The 18,016-nt window shown below is 65.2% G+C and carries 13 protein-coding genes and 2 pseudogenes; 2 read left to right on the top strand and 13 right to left on the bottom strand.

Annotation, left to right across the window (positions count from 1 at the left end; translation table 11 throughout):
• Window positions 1-2: 2 nt before the first annotated feature.
• On the bottom strand, window positions 3-1,034 hold the full coding sequence (locus BMX97_RS28190) for a 4-hydroxythreonine-4-phosphate dehydrogenase PdxA (protein ID WP_091754483.1): 1,032 nt from the start codon (window positions 1,032-1,034) through the stop codon (window positions 3-5).
• A gap of 226 nt (window positions 1,035-1,260) precedes the next feature.
• Between BMX97_RS28190 and BMX97_RS28195 the strand changes: the two genes are divergently transcribed.
• Window positions 1,261-1,944, top strand: coding sequence for a GntR family transcriptional regulator (locus BMX97_RS28195; protein WP_091754484.1), 684 nt, complete (start codon window positions 1,261-1,263; stop codon window positions 1,942-1,944).
• 99 nt (window positions 1,945-2,043) lie between these two features.
• Here BMX97_RS28195 and BMX97_RS28200 read toward each other — a convergent pair whose 3' ends face one another.
• The 4 genes and pseudogenes from BMX97_RS28200 to BMX97_RS32445 all read right to left on the bottom strand — a co-directional run bounded on the left by BMX97_RS28200 (window position 2,044) and on the right by BMX97_RS32445 (window position 7,212).
• Entirely contained in the window at window positions 2,044-2,745 is a 702-nt protein-coding gene (locus tag BMX97_RS28200) for a TerC family protein (protein ID WP_091754485.1), read from the bottom strand.
• A gap of 388 nt (window positions 2,746-3,133) precedes the next feature.
• Window positions 3,134-3,298, bottom strand: a pseudogene (locus BMX97_RS32435) (GntR family transcriptional regulator); the annotation flags it as partial.
• Between the two features lie 1,241 nt (window positions 3,299-4,539).
• Window positions 4,540-5,736, bottom strand: a complete 1,197-nt coding sequence (locus BMX97_RS32440; RefSeq protein WP_143074732.1) for a hypothetical protein — start codon at window positions 5,734-5,736, stop codon at window positions 4,540-4,542.
• 927 nt (window positions 5,737-6,663) lie between these two features.
• Window positions 6,664-7,212 (bottom strand): hypothetical protein, encoded by a 549-nt coding sequence (locus BMX97_RS32445; protein ID WP_143074733.1) that lies wholly within the window; start codon window positions 7,210-7,212, stop codon window positions 6,664-6,666.
• An 826-nt stretch (window positions 7,213-8,038) separates the two neighbouring features.
• Here BMX97_RS32445 and tnpB point away from each other — a divergent pair.
• Window positions 8,039-8,545, top strand: a pseudogene (tnpB, locus tag BMX97_RS28215) (IS66 family insertion sequence element accessory protein TnpB).
• Window positions 8,546-9,564: 1,019 nt separating this feature from the next.
• On the opposite strand, the gene BMX97_RS28225 reads toward tnpB, so the two are convergent.
• The 8 genes from BMX97_RS28225 to BMX97_RS28255 are packed head-to-tail and all read right to left on the bottom strand — an operon-like array spanning window position 9,565 to window position 18,014.
• A complete protein-coding gene (locus BMX97_RS28225; protein WP_091754489.1) occupies window positions 9,565-10,950 on the bottom strand; it encodes a hypothetical protein in 1,386 nt (461 codons plus the stop codon).
• 13 nt (window positions 10,951-10,963) lie between these two features.
• Entirely contained in the window at window positions 10,964-13,234 is a 2,271-nt protein-coding gene (locus tag BMX97_RS28230) for a DotA/TraY family protein (RefSeq protein WP_091754490.1), read from the bottom strand.
• A gap of 9 nt (window positions 13,235-13,243) precedes the next feature.
• Window positions 13,244-14,239: a hypothetical protein gene (locus tag BMX97_RS28235; RefSeq protein WP_244538677.1), complete on the bottom strand. Its 996-nt coding sequence runs from the start codon at window positions 14,237-14,239 to the stop codon at window positions 13,244-13,246.
• Window positions 14,239-15,249, bottom strand: a complete 1,011-nt coding sequence (locus BMX97_RS28240) for a hypothetical protein (protein ID WP_091754492.1) — start codon at window positions 15,247-15,249, stop codon at window positions 14,239-14,241. The genes BMX97_RS28235 and BMX97_RS28240 overlap by 1 nt, the downstream gene beginning before the upstream one ends.
• Window positions 15,246-16,010, bottom strand: coding sequence for a hypothetical protein (locus BMX97_RS28245; RefSeq protein WP_091754493.1), 765 nt, complete (start codon window positions 16,008-16,010; stop codon window positions 15,246-15,248). Before BMX97_RS28245 ends, BMX97_RS28240 begins: the two co-directional genes overlap by 4 nt.
• Window positions 16,010-16,960 carry a M23 family metallopeptidase gene (locus BMX97_RS28250; protein ID WP_091754494.1) on the bottom strand — a complete coding sequence of 317 codons (951 nt, stop codon included), beginning with the start codon at window positions 16,958-16,960 and terminating at the stop codon, window positions 16,010-16,012. Before BMX97_RS28250 ends, BMX97_RS28245 begins: the two co-directional genes overlap by 1 nt.
• On the bottom strand, window positions 16,957-17,373 hold the full coding sequence (locus tag BMX97_RS32450) for a hypothetical protein (RefSeq protein WP_143074734.1): 417 nt from the start codon (window positions 17,371-17,373) through the stop codon (window positions 16,957-16,959). The genes BMX97_RS28250 and BMX97_RS32450 overlap by 4 nt, the downstream gene beginning before the upstream one ends.
• Window positions 17,370-18,014, bottom strand: coding sequence for a hypothetical protein (locus tag BMX97_RS28255; RefSeq protein WP_244538678.1), 645 nt, complete (start codon window positions 18,012-18,014; stop codon window positions 17,370-17,372). Before BMX97_RS28255 ends, BMX97_RS32450 begins: the two co-directional genes overlap by 4 nt.
• Between the last annotated feature and the right edge of the window lie 2 nt (window positions 18,015-18,016).

Here is an 18,016-nt window from a genome sequence, read left to right on the forward strand (position 1 = left end):
GTTCAGGCCGCCGCAGCCCCCGCCCGCCGCTGCGCACCCATCCTGGCGGCGAGCAGCAGGGCCGCGCGTGTCGCCCCGGTGCCGGCGATGCCCTGGCCGGCGATGTCGTAGGCCGAGCCGTGGGCGGGGGTGCAGATCGGGAACGGGAAGCCGCCGAGCAGGGTCACGCCGCGGTCGAAGCCGATGAGCTTCATCGCGATCTGGCCCTGGTCGTGGTACATCGTCAGCACCGCGTCGAAGGCCCCCTTGGTGGCGCGCACGAACACGGTGTCGGGCGGGAACGGTCCGTCGGCGACGATCCCCTCGCGCTTGGCGGCCTCGACCGCGGGCGCGATAATCGCGTCGTCCTCATGGCCGAAATTGCCGCCGTCGCCCGCATGCGGGTTGAGGCCCGCTACCGCAATGCGGGGCGTGGGGAAACCGCTGTCCTTGAGCGAGCGGTCGGTGAGCCGCAGGCCCTCGAGCACGGCATCGTAGGTGATGAGCGAGGCCACGGCCGAGAGCGGCACGTGCGAGGTGATGCGGGCGTTCCACAGCCCGTCGAGGATGTTGAACTCCTTGGCCGGCACGTCGGCCAAGCCCAGCACCTCGGCGGTGTAGCCGATCTCGTCGTCGTAGGGCGGGTGCTCCATCCGCATCGCCGCCTTGTTGAACGGCGTGAAGCAGACCGCATCGGCCTCGCCCGAGGCCGCCAGTTGGATCGCCTCGCGGAGGTTGCGAAGGGCAAAGGCGCCGCCCGCACGCTGGGCCTTGCCGAGGGTGATGGCCTCGGGGTCGAGATGTCCGAGGTCGAGCAGCACCGGGCGGTTGCCGGGCGTCAGATCCTGACCCGGCTGCCGCACCTCGACGTCGAGGGTGACGCCGGCTTGCGCGGCACCCTGCTGCAGGACGCGGGCGTCACCGACGATGATGAGCCTGGCGGCAGCCCGGATCTCGGGATCCATCACCGCCTTGGCGGCGAGTTCGGGGCCGATGCCGGCCGGATCGCCGATCGCGACGGCCAGGATCGGCGCGGTGAATGTCAACGGGGACATGATGGCTCCTGCTGTCAATCTCGGAATACCGCGGTACTCTCACGCGTGCAAGTATCCTGTATGCAGGAATAAAAGATGCAATTGAGGCTGGCGCGTGCGATCCCGCGTGTGGTTGCAGAGCACCAGAATGCCGATGCCCTCCCGCAGCGGTGGCGGACCTCACATGCACGCAGATAGCAGCCGTGTATGCAGCTATGGTACACGGGCACGGGTCGAGAGGCGGACGATGGATGTGACCAGCGAGGATACGGGACATCTGGCGAAGGTCGTGCCGGTCAGCCGGCGCACCCTCCACGACGACCTCGTAGGACAGATCCGTGATCTCATCATCGAAGGCGAGCTCGCGCCGGAGACGCGCATCCATGAGGGCCAGCTCGGGCAGGCACTCGGCGTGTCGCGCACTCCCTTACGCGAGGCGCTGAAGTTCCTGGCGAGCGAGGGGCTGATCGAGCTGGTGCCGGGACGAGGCGCGGTGGTCCGGCGCCTGACACCCCGGGACGTGCGCGATATGATGGACGTCCTGGCGGCTCTGGAGACCACCGCCGCGCGCCTCGCCTGCCGGCGCGCCACCGAGGCCGAGATCGCGGCCTTGCGCCGGCTGCACGACGAGATGATGGCCTTCTACGCCTCGCGCCAGAGGCTCGAATACTACAAGCGCAACCAGGCGATCCACGCGGCGATCGCGGCCCTGTCCGGCAACGCCTTCCTGGCGGCGACCCACGAGGGCATCCAGTCGCGCCTGCGCCGGATCCGGTTCGTTGGCAACGAGGAGCCTCGCAAGTGGGCCGGCGCGGTGGCCGAGCACGAGGAGATGATCGCCGCCCTCGAGGCCCGCGATGCCGACCGCCTCGCCGAGGTCATCGCCCGCCACCTCGACGCGACCTGGGACAGGGTGCAGGACGTGCTGTGAGCAGCGAGGGGGGCGGCCGCCTGGTCGCCCGCTCGGAAAAGCCCGGGCGGCCCGAACCGACCGCCCGACACTGTTGGCAAACGCTGTACCTAATGGGACTCAGCCCGCCGTTTCCGCCGCCGCGGCGCTCTCGGGTCGCCGGCGCGCCAGCACGGCGCCCAGAAGCACGACCAGGACCGCTCCGGCCGCTGCGGCACCGTAATGGGCGAGGTTCGGGAAGGCCGCGACTCGGCCCGCGATAAGCGGGTCGGTGACGATCATCTCCCCGGCGATCCAGCCCAGCAGGCCGGCACCGGCCCAGATCACCGCCGGGAACCGCTGGATAAGCGCAGTGATCAGCGAGGCCCCCGTCACGATGAGCGGGATCGATAGCAGCAGGCCGATCACAAACAGCTCGGGATGACCCTTCGACGCCGCGGCGATCGCCACCACGTTGTCGAGGCTCATCACCGCATCGGCGATCGCGATCGTCCTCACGGCCCTCCAGAGCGTCTGGCTCGGCTCGAGATCGTGGGCCTCCTCATCCTCGCCCGTCACCAGCTTGACGGCAATCCACAACAGCAGGACCCCGCCGAGGATACGCAGGAACGGCACGCCGAGCAGGGTCGACACGGCGAGGGCGAACGCGATGCGCAGGGCGACTGCGGTCCCGGCCCCGAGCAGGATGCCGATGCGCCGCTGGCGCTCGGGCAGGGAGCGGCACGCCATCGCGATCACCACGGCGTTGTCGCCCGAGAGCAGGATGTCGATCCAGACGACCTGCAGGACCGCTATCCAGAAGGGAGCGCTCGCGTAATCCATGTCCGGCCTGTCGTGATGCGTCGAGAAACGAGGATCGGCCGGCAGCTCGGCTCGCACGACCGGGGCGGTGCCTCTCGCCGGCTACGACGAAACTAGCCGCCGCAACGGCTGAGCGCCACGGGTCCGTCATGCCACTGAAGCCACCTGCATGCAATAATGCTGCATACAGGAATATGATTGGTTGCACGTGTCAGGTAGGCGCGTGCGATGGTCCTCACCGCCGACGCCACATTGCCAGGGAGGGGGCTTCGGTCAGTTCGAACTGCAGCATCGTTCGTGCGACCTGACCGCCTTTGCCGAGATGGGCCCGCGGGATCACACGCATGGGCGGTCCGTTGCGCACCGTTAGCGCCTATAGGGTGTCCTCGTGCTCGCGCACGGCCTCAGCCTACCGGACCGGCTCGAGGTTGCCGGCGAAGCGGTAGCGGTGGATGCGCCGGCTCTCGATCGCATAGAGCCGCGACAGGACCGGGTTGCCTGCGCCGTCGACGATCGCTTGGTGAAGGCGTTGGTTGACCGGGAAGTACGGCATCAGCGCCCCGATGGCGTGATGGGCGTTTGTGGCGCGGGCATTACGACCTGTCGGCTAGGATTTTCGCCTTCGTCCTCGGCCAGACCTTCGAGCGCTTGCTGCGGCAATGGCTGCTGATCACCGACGGCAACCTTATCGGCGGGCTCTCGGAGCGTCCGATCGCCCTCGGGCTGGCCCTCGTCGCGACCAGGCTCATGGGGTTCGGGCGCCGCTACGCACGCGATGACCGACGCCACACCATCGGGAGGTTGCGCCACCGTGATCGGCGCGGAGATAATTGGTCCCGGCATCGCCTCGATGTGGATCAACGTCGAATTGGGACCCAGGCTAGACCAGGAGTGGGCGCCTGAATTTAAATCAATGATACAAGTAAAATAGTAGATGGAATTCGCTTCGGCGCTGGTTCATAGGATCGGATTAGCCATGTTTTGGCCTTAAGAGGCTGGCACGTTCACTTGCCGCAGCTTGACCACGACCTCTTCCGACTTGTGCTTCTTGGTTACTATCGCGTCCGCCCTCCATCAGCTCAAAGCCATACCTCATAGCGGAGCACTCCGATGGGGGCTGATCAATGGCCAGGCATCGGCCCGCGGTGCGGACATCCGGCAGATACTTAGTTCAGCGGGGGAACGGCGAGCGTCAACAGACCTGCCGGGCGCACCTCGCCCGCGACGTGGCCTATGCGGTCGCGGCGGGAGACGACCTGATCGCCCAGCGCCTCGAGTGAATGGCTCTACAAGGCCTTTGGGCTGGCCCGCGGGCTCACCGAACTGGCGGCCTCGACCCGGCGCGCAAGCGGCGCGAGTTGCAGTGGAACCTCGACGCATTCCTGAAAGGTCCAGAGAGGTGTGATCTGGACCGGGCGCTCCAGACCCGCATGTATGGCGCGCAACCAACTCCTGACCTCCGACTACCATCCCCAGACAGAGACCGTGGAGACCAACAACGCTGCGAGCGCGAAACGCGGCCAGCGGTAGTCCAGCGCAAGATGACGAACGGCTATCGGGGGATGTAGGCCGCCCGAGACAAGGCGGATGTGCGCACCGTCATCGCCAACGCCGCGCTCAGGACCAAGGCGACGCTCTTCGCCCGTCTGATCGACATTATCACCCCATCCCGAATCGGGTGGGAGCACGAACGCCCACACCAACAATTACCCGTGAGTTATGACGCCTGCCGCGCAGACTGCACCCAGCAGTCCGATCTCAAAGGTGCATCACACGACACAAGTTCAGTGCGAATTTTATCGTCGGCACAAAAATCTATGTCGTCGGCTGATCAGCGACAACGAGCTCGAGAAGAGGAAGTGACGTCTGCGCCGCAGGATTTGTCCGCTTCGTACGCAGACTGGCGCGGACCTGCTTGGGGTCATCGGCCGACTGGATCCATCCCTGGCTGGGACGCTTACCGCCGCTGATGACCTCGAATGCCTCGATATTACGCACTACGTTCATCTGAGCTTGAAGGGCCTGCGCGGCAAAATCGGCACTTGGAAGGATGCAATACATCGCGTCGATTTTAGAGCGCCGCTTACCTTCGCCCTGGAAAACTCCCTCTTCCGTAACCGATTCGATCAGCTTCATTCGCTTCAAATCCTCGAAGCAGGTTGCAAGCACCTCGAACAGCTTGCGAGACCGGGAGTAGTTGAGCCCGCAAGCATCGCGCACGGCCGACGCTGCCAACGTCAGCGTCGGCGATCCGTTGTTCTCGCCGAAGACGAAGGCGTGCTGTAGCCGCTTGTAGATGTACCGCGACACTGGCTTTAACGACATTAACGTTTCGTAATTTAAGTCATGAAAATCGAGGTTGCGTATCGCCTCAGCCAGGAGCGGGTTGACCTGGATATATACGGAAGAGCGCTCCTCCTTGTTCGCAGCTCCAGCCTTTCGCAATCTCATGACGGGCAGGATCGCGGACCCCAGCATGAGGTCCCAAGGTTCCCCGTCGCCATCGTAATCGGTACGTTGAATAGTTACCTTGGCAGTGTTGAGGATGACGAGGGCTTCCTCAATTTCCTTATATCCGAAAGTGTGTCCTGTGGATTGCAGTTCTTTATAGAGATCGTAAAATTGCAAATTAATGGCCACGACGTCTTTGTCACTGACTTCAAGATTAAGTTTGCGCTGCTGGATGGCAATCTTTCGGATCGCAAGTTCTATCAGGTGTTCGCGTTCGCCGGGATACTCTTCGACCTTGACGCCGTTGCGATTGATACGAGCGGGGTTCAGCGTGAGACGATAGGTATGCCCTCTCGCTTCGAACGTCCGCTCGACCGATGCAAGATAATTACCCTGCCGCAGCTCGGCGCTCGTATAGATCACCTGCCAAGGTGTCAGATCCCACAAGCCGAAGCTCTTCGTCATCCGACCGGACGGGCTGTCGAGAAACGCGAACTGGGCCGGTTGCTCTGCGTCCGGACCGTTCTTGGCTCGCTTGGCGGGAACACGACTCAGGCTCATCGGATCAAACCTCCGAGACTGAATGGATCGGGGGACATCCGCCGAGTCAAAGCCAAATGTCCTACAGCCGGTCGTTATGCATGTTTTTCACCGAGGTATTCAGGGCGCGATCGGGGACCGAGGGTGAGGAATTCGGGGCGCGATCGGCAGCGCCATACGAAGTTGGGGTGATCCGGGGCGCTGCCGATGTGTGCCAGCGATGCCGAGGGCTGGCCGCCGGCGCCCTGCCACGGCTGGGGTATTTCGGGCGCGATGGTCATGCCGCAGCGATGACGCCTGGTAGGACACCAGGACAGAGTGTGACGAGCTTTTCACGGTCGGAACAACCGGATCACCGCCCACTTCGTCAAACCGCTGAAGCCAGGGGTCTCTGAGGTAGATCGGGCACTATCGGTCCCGTCATACCCTTGAGGTATTCGGGGCGCGATCAGGCTGGCTGGCCTGAGTCATTTCGGGCGCGATCCGCGGTATCCGGCCAGATCGCTGACATTGCTGGCGTTTTCCCCGGCCTTGCGGCGAGGCACGGACGTCCTTGTCACGCCGACCGCCGCGCCCCGAAAACCTCGGTCGCGGCAGTTCTGTCAGGCGGCGAAACCATCGTCGTCGGCGCCCCGCCGAGGACACGACCTCGCCCCGAAAACCTCAGCTTGCGAGAGCGTTCGGCATCCACGGGCCACGACCGAGGCGGTCGGAGCGCGAGACCGCGCCCGGTACCGGCTTTCGTAACCTGCGAGCAGGCCGCACGCACCTCACACGCCAAGTATCGGTCCACCCACTCGTCATTTCCCCACCGATCGTCACCCGAATCGGTTCGCCGACGGCGCATCATCACGCCTCGAAAACCTCACATCACGCCCCAAAAAACTCAGCGTCTTAAGTCGTGAACTGCAATACGCCCCGAATACCTTACGAAGCGCCCCGAAAACCTCATGCGAAGTGCTTTCTATCGAACGACGAACCGGCACCCGATGCGTTCAAGACGATCAATCCGTCTTCGGAGCGGACACAGTGCTCATCTCCCAGGCCTTCAAGCCAGAGCTGCTTCGGCTGCTGAACGAGCTTCCGGAAGAAGCGTGGACCCACAATCTCTGGCGTCAAACGCTTTACAAGGAGCTTGAGGCCGGACGCTGCACTGAGGACGAGGTCAGTGCCTTCGAGCACGAAAGTGTCGCTGCCGTCCGGTGTGCGGTCCGCGGAGTGTTCGACGGGATCCCCTCGCGCTTCGGCGACACGCGCGTGAAGCCGCGCGGTCGACGGTCTTCGCCTGAGAAACGCACCAGAAGCACCCGGATCGTCGGCATCCGCTACGTCCGCAGGCACGCACTCGACCCATTCATCAGCCAACTCGTGTCGCCGGGCGCACGCACGACGCTCCTGTATCTGATCGCGCGCTGCGGGAAGCTTCGTATTTTCAAGAAACAGACCTGCCTCGTCGCCAGTGACCTCGGGATCGCGCAGCGAACCGTCCAGGCTCACTACGCCGCCTTGGAAAAGGCCGGGTTTATCGTCCGCGGCGCTGTCGACCCGAAGACCGGCGCGACCCCGATCCGTCTGACCGAAGCCATCGAACCGCCGCGCTTCAAATGCGCCGGCGCACCGGTCACGTCCCTGCACGAAACGGGGGCGCAGGAATCTGCGCCCACCAAACCCATAAAGGAAGAATCTAAAACGAGTTACGCCGAGGCTGTGAACACCGGGGAGCCTGCCTCTGGATCGCGATCAGCAGGGCAGCTCACGGCGCGAAAGCCCGGAGCTGAGCTATCACCACCGGCACAGCCCCGGGCTCCCGCTCTCGGGGTTGAGGCGATGCTCGATCGAGCGTTTCGGCAGAACCGCGAAACGCAGCGGGATTCGAGCCAATCGGCGAATGCCGTTGTGACGGAGTTCGATCGATACCTCAGCGCGATTCTCGTGAGCATTGCCTGCAGCCACTCGGAGCGACAGGCACAGCGTCGATCGTCCCAGCACGGAACATCGATTTCGTTCGGCATGGGCTCAGCGGGTCTTCGCGAGGAAGCGGGGAGGGGATCGTCGAAGAAGGTTTTGTTGCGAGAACGGTCAGAGACAGTGCAGACCGCGGCAGGTCGGACACCAAGAGCGATCGGAACCGTGCCCCGAGATCATCGGTCAGCGACTTCCGGACATCGCAACCCTCACGCACGCGAAGCCCCTCGGAAACCAGAAGCGGACCAACGAATCGTTCCACGTAGGACCAGGTAACACCGTGCCAGGTATCATCGGCGGCCACAGCGGTCTCGATTCGCAAAGGGATGGCCGGCAGGGGCTCCCTGGCAGCGGGGGTATGGCCGAGCGTTGCCAAGGTCGGCAGCCCTCATCGAATCCTCCAGCGGGCCATGGCTCGCTTCCAGAATCTCACTCCAGCCTCGAGGATGCCGACCACGCAGTCCAGGCATGCTGGTCGGCAAGTGCGTGCCACTGGCAAAAGCGGTCGAGGTCTGAGGTCAGGCGTCAGGTCTCGGTGACGGCGGCCGGACAGCCCAACATGCGCAAAGGCTTCGACGGTCTGGCCGCCCTCGTCCAGGACCACCTGGCGCGCGAACCGTTCTTCGACCAAGCCTTCGTGTTCCGTGGCCGCCAGGGCTACCTGATCAAGGTGCTGTAGTTGGACGGCCGGGGCCTACCCCTGTTCGGCAAGCACCCGGAGAAGAGGGTCTTCGTCTGGACGCCCACCGCCAGTGCTGCGGCGGCGCTGACGCCGGCTCAGCTCGCCATGCTGCTGGAGGGGATCGACTGGCCCACACACCGCTGCGCACCGACCCGCCCTTGTCCGCCGCGACCCTGTTCATGATCCTGTTTCCGCGGACCTTCGACGAGGATCCGGAGCGGTGCCACGCGGTCGCGGGCGGATGGAAGACGCCTATCCCAGCCTGGAGTTCAGGGCGGTGCAGAACCGGTTCATCCGTCCCGAGAACGGCTTCACCCTGGGCGGTTCCGAACCGACCTTGATCCCATTGCGTCGGCGCGGCAGGGGAGGGGGTTGATGCGGCAAGCCAGCCCGTCAGGCCGAGCCCGGGGTTGATGCGTGAGTTGGAGGAGAGTCTGTGGATCGCCGTTCGCGGGGCAGCCGCGTTGGAGTAAGGAGAGCGCCCTGAGCCAGACCGAGATCGACCCATCACCCACCCAGATTGCTTCCTCCTCGCGCCGCATCCAGGCCGGTCGGTACGGGGTCGGGGAGCGACCCCGGCCTGACTTGAGGCGATGAAACCCTTCAGTGGCCTCCGTGGAAGCCGTCGAGGCACGACTCGACCTGCCGGGTCACGTCGCAAAGGCCAGCGCGCCTTCGTCCAGAACGCTGGGGATCAGCCATGGCGGCGCGAAAACTACCTACGCCTTGCTGCTCTCGCCCTGGCGGCGGCGAATGTCGCGCTGGTGGCCGCGCTGCGGAGCGCGCGATAGCGAGCACGCGCCCCGCCTGGATGGCGCCTCAGGTTGGCGTCAGATCCCCAGCGCGGCCGTGACCGTCAACATACGGTCAACACACCTGCGTGGGGACGCAGGAGGTCTCCCAGGCTCACGACGTGGAGACGAAGGTCTCTGGCCGCCCCCGCGGCGACTTCGGGGTCGACGCGACAGACTCGCGGCAGATCTCCTCGTACGCCGCTCCTTTGTATTGAAGATGTCCGTCCTGCGCAGTTTGCGTAAGATCTCTGAGTCGAGCGGCCGCGGGCGAGGCGGACGTGCGAACGGTCGTCGCCACCGCCGCGCTCAGGACCAAGGCGATCCCCTGCGCTACCCTCATCGCCGTCATCACACGTCTTGAGGGCGATGCCTCATCCTACTCAAAGAGGCTGCAATCGTCCGCAGCCCTCACAACGTCCCTGGGTCATCACAAACGTTCGGCATTGCGGGCAATTCGACGTCGAGCACAAACGAGCAATCCTTGATCGAGGAGATGACCTTCGCCTCTTTCTCCATTCCGTTGCCGGTTCCTGCCATGCCCTGGATGCGAAGGGCGGTGGTTTTTCGGACGGCCTTCTGGATGTGCCCAGGCGGTCTCGCCGGGAGGGAGAGAGTGCCGATCGCACCCGCCTTAACTGCGGCAGCCCGAAGGCGCCGGGCCGAAGTCCCCGACAGGTCCTCGGGATAGACGACGTGGATGAGATTGTCCGCGGCGTGATCAGGCTCGCCTTCGATCAGAGCCTCTAGGCAGCGTGCGACCACGAGCGCGGCGGTCAGCGGGGATGAGGGGCGGATGCAGACGATCCCCCGCGCCGAGATGGCGGAGCGGATCTCGAAGCCCTCTTTGATCGAAACGCTCTTGAGGCCGGCGATCTCGGGCGCGAGAGGCGCGAGCGCTTCGCGACCGATGTCCCGTTTGTCCTTCGGGATGGTGCGGATCGATTGGATCGTCTTGAGGAGTGCGACGCCCTCGGGCGACCTGACTTCGTCGACGCTGACGTTGTGCAGGTCGATCTCATACTTGCCGGCCACAAGGTGCTCGAGCGCGACCTCATCAACGAAGGCCGCGTAGAGTTCGAGCGGATTCTTCTGCCGGAGTTGGGCGACCTGCTCAATGAGCGGCATCAGCGCCCCGTGGAGGGCTTCGGCCTCGGCCCCAAGGCGCAAGTCCGCGATGGCGGCTGCCAGGGTCGAGGCGGCGATCCGCAGGGGAGGCTGCGGCACGGCGGCGAGGTCGATCGCATGGACCTCGTTATCCCGGCCGAACGGCCGCGCCACCCGGGCCATCTGCCGGGTCAGCATTTCCGGCATCATGTTGGAGGCTGGATCGTCGCGATCGTCTTCGCCCTCGTCCGCATCCTGGCGGACGGACCGTGGGACGGGCTTGGGAATACCCTCGACGATGATGGCGCCCATGCCATTCATACAGGCTCCGTAGACGAGGGTGTTGATCGCCAGGGCCTGCCATTCCGGGTCGTCACCCTCGAGCGCCACGCCCTGAACCAGGTCCTCGCGCCGCAGCCAGACCTGGCCGGTGGTCGCGAGGCCGATCGGCCAGGTAGCATCGCCGCGCCGGCGCGTGGTCTCGTCTCGATAGCCGCGGCGCCCGAGGTGGTGCGGCACGCGGCCGGGCGCGCGCCAGGTGCGCAAGCCGTAGGTGAAATGGCGCAGGAAGCGGTATCCGGCGTAAGCTAGGATCGCTTCGGGCACGAACGGCGCAGCAATCAACGAGAGGGACAGAGCAGTCGCTATCCCGAAATGCCACGCAACCTCTTTGGGGGAGTCGTCGTTCATCGATCACACTCCCTCAGCGTCCGGTCCGGCCGCGGATCAACGACAGCATGGTCCTGCCAGCGGCACCCGAGCCTGCCCGCGTGCCGGAGACCAGAGCGCCGGCGGTTCTGCCCACCTTGCCGCCCGGGATCTGGTTGGGCGAGTTCGGCATGATGATGCCGGCCGCGGCCGTCGCGGCGCTGCTGCCGGTGCGCCGCTCGATCTGCGCCCCGATCCAGGAGAGCACGGTCTCGGGTAGGGCACTGATCTGGCCTGCCGACAGCACGACGATCGTGAACAGGATGACGGCGTAGACGAACAGTCCGGCGGTCCCGACCATCGCGTAGGCGATGGTGCCGTCGGGCGAGAGCATTGCCAACGCCCCGCGGAAGAACACGTTGGCGATGTCGATGCCGACCCGCATCAGCAGGAGCGAAACGAGGAGCCCGACGACGATCAGGGGTGGGCGAAGCAGGATACCGAGGAAGAACACGTAGCCCTGGCCGCTGTTGCCAACGAAGGATTCCGAGCGGGCCGGCATGAACTTTGTGAGGAGCCAGATCGGCACTGCGATCATCGCTTCGGCGACGACGAGGAACCAGGCGAAGGTACCCATCAAGAAGTGGACGATGACCACGAATGGCACCAGGCCGACCAGCATGAATGCGGCTGCAAACAGAATGGTCGCTAGGAAATAGAACATGCCAGAGGCTTTTTCGAGGGCATGTTGTCCAGCTTCAGCTATCGGATGCTTGACGAAACCTAATCCGAGCCCAACAAAATCAGACGCCGCACCCATTCCCGTGGCGGCGAGACCGTAGTTCGCGATACTGTGTCCGATCTCCTGCACCTCGAGGATCGGATCCCTCCAGGTCGTGCTCTCCGGCCGGCCGATGACCCCGAGTACGCCCGAGTAGATCGCCGAGAGCGCCCGGGCGAACACGCTCGGCGGGTCGGCCTGCGCCAGCGGATCGTCGCTGGTGATGCGCGCGACGCTGCCGGTGCCTTGGGCGGCGATGAAGCCGCTGAACTTTCCGACATAGTTGACGTTGCGCTGTGCTTCCTGGGCGAGCGGCCAGTACGCGCTCTGGCCGAGCGAGGGCATGTAGGTCGCGATGCTGGCCGGGGGCACAGCCGTCACCGAGGCGCTCGGCCCGGCCGATGCGGCGAGGAGCTTGGCCTGGACGAGGCTCATCGAGCGCTGCCACAACGCGGCCGAGAGCCAACCGTTCTCGGTCGAGTTCGACAGGTAGTTGCGCAGGACTTGATCGAGTTGGGCGTTGTTGCCCTGGGTTAGGCTCTGGCTGACGCGGGTATAGGCCGCGTCGACCGCCTCCTTGATGCGGATCTGGATCGCCTCCTCGTCGCGGATGCCGGACATGATGGTGGTGGCGATCCCGCTCGCGGCACCGTCGAGGCTGCCGATCGCGGCCTGGAACGCGCGCTGGCTCTGCTGCTCGGCCAGCGCAATCAGGAGCGACGTCGTACTGGCGTCCGTCGCGTTGGCAAGATTGACGTTGATCTTCTGGTGTTCGTAGACGACTGAGCCGCACAGGTTGTTTGATTTGCGGAAATACCCGTTCGTGTCGGCAAAATAATAGGTCGTTGTCTGCGTGCTCCACGATCCGAAGAAGCCGGTATCGGTTGCGGTGCGCGAGACGATCGAGGCCGCATTGTCGCGCCCCGACACGTTGTTGGCGTATTGCTGCAACGACTGAGCGCAGACGTGACCGTAGAGGCGTGCTTCGAGCACCTTGGCGAGCTTGCCGCGCAGGGCGAAATCGCCGAGCGCCTGGGTCGGCTGCGCGATGGTGCCGTACATGCCGGTGAGCTGGGTGCTGGCGACCCGGGTCCAGAGGGTGTCGCCGAACCCCGATCCCCACACGGCGATCTGCACCACCAGGATCTGCATCAGCGACAGCCCGCTCTTGATCGGCAGGCTGAGGATCGCGCCGGTCATCACCCGCAGGATGGTGTACTTGGCACTGGAATTCCGCCCAAAGGCCTGGCCGTCGTTCGCGGTGTCGGCGACGAGCGAATAGAGCAGGTAGCAGGCGAGGATCGTCGAGACGATCAGGCAGCCGACGTTGAAATACCCCAACGCGACCGTGAGCGGGCGGTCGTCCGAGCAGGTCGCGGCGGTCCACACCCCGTCGACCACGCAGCCGAGGAGCTTGCGCAGGTTGATGAGCGCCAGGTCGTTCTGGACCGGCGTGAACACCTCCTTGCCGGTGGTCTGTGCCTGGGCTGCCGTGGCGGCGAGGACGCCGAGGCTGCCGCCGGCGGCGATGATCCTGCGGAGCATCGGGAATCCCTAGAGGTTGCCGCCGGCCTGGGTGGCCAGCATGGTGCCGAAGACGGCCGAGGTGCGGGCCTGCTGCTCGATGAGCTGCTGGCGCAGCGACAGCGACATCGAGCGCATGCGGGCGAGCTCGATCAGCAGCCCGTGCTCGGACTGGCCGGCGAGGCCGGCCGACCACGCCTCGTATTGCGGCCCGCCGCCGTACTGGCCGATCAGCGCGTCGAGCTGGGCGAGCGGCGAGCCGGCCGTGGTGCCGGCCTGGTGGTCGTCGGTGGACGACATCGCCCGCACGGCGCTGAGCGAGACGAGTGCGGGTGAGCGCAGGGCCTCGACGCGGCGGGCGCGCAGCATCATCAGGTCGGCCTCGGCTCCCGGCATGGCAGCGGTCGGCTTGGGCATCGGCAGGCCGGCCATCGCCTCGATCACGGCCTTGCGGTCGTCGTCGCTGGCGCTCGGATCGAAGAAGACCGCGGCGTCGGTCTTGGTCGGGTCCGCGAGCCGATTGCGGGCTGCCTCCTGGATCGGGGTGTTCTTGCCGGGCGCTACGTCCAGGCTGCGATAGGTCTCCCGGCCGTTCTTGGCGACGTTGCCCACGGAGCGGCTGGTCGCGTTCATCAGATCGATCGAGCCGCAGGCGTTCACGCCCTGGCCGGTGTCGATCGAGTATTGCTCGCGCGCGTCGACGAGGGCGCGGGTCTGCGAGACCTGGGACAGGGTCGAGGCGACCGCCTGCTGGGTGTTGCTGACGACGTTGACCTCGCGCTCGCCGTTGGTCGACGTCTGGGCGGTCTGTACCTTCATGGCGGACAGCAGCATCTCGAGAGTGATGCTGCGCTGGGTCGCGACGTTGGTGCCCATGGTGGCCACCCGGGCGCCGAGCGTGGTCTTTGCGGTCTCGTGCCCCGCCAACCAGATCGGGTCGAACACGGCACAGACCTGCGCGGCGGCCGGGGAGACGGCCGCGCACGCCAAGGCGGCGGAGGAGAGGGCGAGGAGGACCTGTTTCATCACGGTGCCTGGAAGCTCGCTGGGGTGGACATCCCGCTGCCGGGCGCCGGGATGCTGTTCGTGAGGCGGGCGTTGACCATGGCGAGCAGCAGCGCCGCGGCGGTGGCCTCGGTGCGCATGCCGCGCTTGATCTGGTGGGCGAGCAGGGCGAGGTTGGCCGCCTCCATCCGCACCGCGTCCTGGATGATGCCGCGGTCGTGCTGGCCGGCGACGCCGGCCGCCCACGCGGCGCCACCATCGTTGCCCTGCCAGTGCCCGGAGAGCGCGCGTGCCTGGGCGATCGGGCCGTCGGCCCTGTAGTCGGCGGCGATGTCGGCCAGGACCACGGCGGTCATCGAGCGGTAGGTGTCGCGCCCGGTCTTCTCCAGCCGGTCGCGATCGCCGGTGGCGGTGGCCGCGGCGTTGCGCGGACGTTCGTCCGGCGGGCCGACGACCGTGTTGATGAATTTCGCGGCTGCCTGGGCATCCCCGCCGTAGAGCGCGGCGCCGTCGGGGGCGTCGCCCGCCCGGACGTCGTTGACCCAGTCCTTCGGGTCGGCGTACCGGCCGGGTTGGGCCCGGACGGGTGTGACGATCTGCTGGCGGGCGGCGGTGGAGCCGGTCATCGCCGTGTAGAGGGCCTGCGCCTTGGTGTTCGAGCCACACGGGTCATAGCCGACCGAGCCGTAGCGGTGGGCGGCGAGCGCGACGGCCTGGCGCTGCTCCTGCGTGACGACGGTGGTGGCCAGCGCCTCGCTCGAGGCACGGAAGCCGTTCGAGACCTGATCCGACCCTGCCGCGGACTGGGCGGTGAGCACCTTGACGGCCGACAGGAGCCGGGCGCGCTCGGCGATCTCCTGCGAGATCAGGCCCGTCTCGGTGGTGGTGATGGCGCCGGTAATCGCGGTGGTGAGGGTCGAGGTCGCGATGTTCACGCGCGCCTCGACGCCGTAACAGGTCTGAGCCTGGGCCGGAGAGACGGCGCCGATCGCCGCGGCGGCGATGCCCGAGAGGATGATGCGACGGATCACGGGCTGCCTCCCTGGCGGCTGTCGCCGCCCATGCCGCCGACGAGGACGCCGACGAGGCTGGCGCGCGCGCCGCTCATGATCGCGCCCTGGCGGCGGGCCATGACGAGGTCGGCATCCTGCTCGGCCGTGGACGTGTTGGGTTTCACGGTGGGTAGGGGGGCGACGACGTCGAGGTAGTCGGCCGCGGTCATGACCTCTTCGGCGCCATAGTCGCGGTTGAGCAGCCAGGGGGATGCGTCGGAGTCGCCGGCGCCGAAGCCGCCGGGCTTGGCGTCGGTGCACCAGCCTGTCTCCTGCTCGGAGGGCGAGCAGTAGAAGGTCCGGCGCTGCTCGAGGCTCGCGCCCATGCGCTCGGCCGCGTTACCGCCGTTGGTCAGCCAGCGTTGATCGGCATGGCGGAAGGCCTGCCGGACCTTAGTGGCCGAAGACGCGCTATCCCGCTCGTCCGCCAACCCCAGGGCAAGAGTGCAGGCGGCATAGCCCGTGCCCGTGTCGTAGCCGTACTGGTGCTGGACGCGGGCGAGGCGAAGGGCGTTGTCCTGGCTCACCAGGGCCGAGGCGACGGCCTCGGCAGCGGCCTTGTGCCCGTTCGTCGTCTGGAGCGACGTAGCGCTCGACTGCGCGCCAGAGACCTTCAGTCCGCTCATCAGACGCTGAAGGGAGATCTCCCACTGCGGGAAGAGCCCTTGCGCCTGGGCGGGGAACGCCAACGCGACGGCAAGGGCGGCGCTGGCCGGAAGGAGGGCGAGGCGATCCAACATCACCGCCGGGCCTCCGCGGGTCGAGCGTCGAGGGCATAGAGGGCGACGAGCTGGGCGAGGGCCGCATCCATCTGCGCGTCGTAATCGAAGGTATTGGCGGTCAGCTCGGTCGCGTTGATGCGGGCGATCTCGATGTAGAGGCTGCGGTTCGGCTGGTTGGCGACCTTGACCGCATGATCCTCCGAGCCGCTGGCCTTCTCAGCGGCGCTGGCGATCGATTGCTGCTGCGACTGGGTGTCGGATTTCGACACGGTCTCGCTGGCGGCCCCCTCATTAGGGCCGGGGGAACAGGTTTTCGGCAAGGTCATGTCGCGCGGCCCCCCGGCCATATCGGGGTACTTGGTGGAGATCGGGATCTGACGCGGCAGGAACGGCTCGGGATTGACATAGTACCAGGCCTGAGGGGCTGCCGATTTGATAGCGTCAGCAGTCAGAGGGCTGGCGCCCTTGCCGGAGTAGATTTTCCAGACACGGCCATTGGTTCCTGTCGCCGCCAGTGCGCTACCTTTCAATAGCGCTCCAAGATGTAAATGTGGGGCGCACACCTTCATTTCTTTGCAACCCATCGTTCCGACTTGGTCACCAGCCGCAAGTGAAACGAATCGTCCTTCCGGAAGGGTTGTTGTATTCATATGAAGATATAAATATTTAGTATCTCCAGACGTTACATCGGCAATGACACCACCGCCACTAAAATGCCTAAACAGCACACTCCCCGCGGAACCCGAGAATATCTTCGTGCCCGCGCCTTCGCTGTTTACGATATCCATACCCTGATGGTAGCCGGCCGAGGCACCCGGCCGGCCAGTCCTATTCACGCCGTAGGGTGAAGAAACCCGCTGACCCGACGGCTTCATGATGTCGACAGACATACATGTGCCGGCGGATGCGGAACCATGCGAGAGACCGACGGCGATCAGTCCAAAAACCGTCGTAGAAACGCGGCTCATCGAGCGCCCTCCGGCTTAGCCGGGCAAAGCGAGTAATTCATGTTGTTGAACAATATTTCTTTCTGATTTAAAGCTTTTAGCGAAAAAGAGTCGTCATTCTCGTTGTCGGGACCCTCTCGCATCCCCTGAGGTACGTGCTTGTCCCAGTCACATTTGGTATCGATGAACAATATACCTTTTGGCTGTTTCTTTATTTTTATCATTTTGCAGCGGGCTTCACCACGAATACCCTCTTGGTCGATACGCTGGATCAAGCGGTCATTCTCGATAGTGAGCTGCGGTCGCCGGCATGCCTTTGCCGGGTCTGTCGAGTAGGTCCAGTCACCAGTCGGAAGCGTAGGCTTCTCGGCTCGCGCCGAACTAATAAATGTGATGACAAAAGCAGATGTTAAGAGAAAAATACGGACGTTCATCGCATAATCCCCTCGAAGCCGCTGCCGGTCGTGGTGCCGGATGACTGCGGAATTACAATCGTGATAGACGTTCTCGACTGCGACGTGTCAGGCTGCACCGCCGGGATCGAGATCTGCGTCTGAGGCAGGTTGAGCGCCGAGCCGAACGCCGAGTTCTGGACGTGATTGTACGAACCGATGTTGCTGATGTTGGGCAGCGAGATCGGCGAGATCGAGCCGTTGAGCTGCCGGAACAGGTCGCCGGTGATCGAGCTCTGGAAGCTGTTCATCTGCTGGTTGATCGAGCCGATCGTATCCCGGAGCTGACTGTCGAGGATCTGGCAGACCTGGCGCTTGGCCTGGTCGATCACCGACTGGACGAGGTTCGTCGCCGCGGAGGTGAGGAACCCGGACAGGTCCGGGATCAGGTTCGAGAGGTCGAACCGCTTGAGCAGGTCGCCGGCAATGCAGCTGTTCGGCCCGTTGAAGAAGCTCGACGGATTGACCTTGGCGGCGTCGATCAGCGCGATCTGGCGCTGCACGGCCGCGTCGGCAGCTTGCCGCACCAGACAGTTGTTGCCGGTCGATTGGGCCCGGACCGGCGCCGGCACGGCCAGCGCGAGCCCGCCGACGACGGCAGCGAGAAGAAGGGACGCCCGCATCC

It is taken from the genome of Methylobacterium sp. ap11 (genome assembly GCF_900110515.1).
In the GTDB taxonomy this organism is placed as follows: Bacteria; Pseudomonadota; Alphaproteobacteria; order Rhizobiales; family Beijerinckiaceae; genus Methylobacterium; species Methylobacterium ajmalii.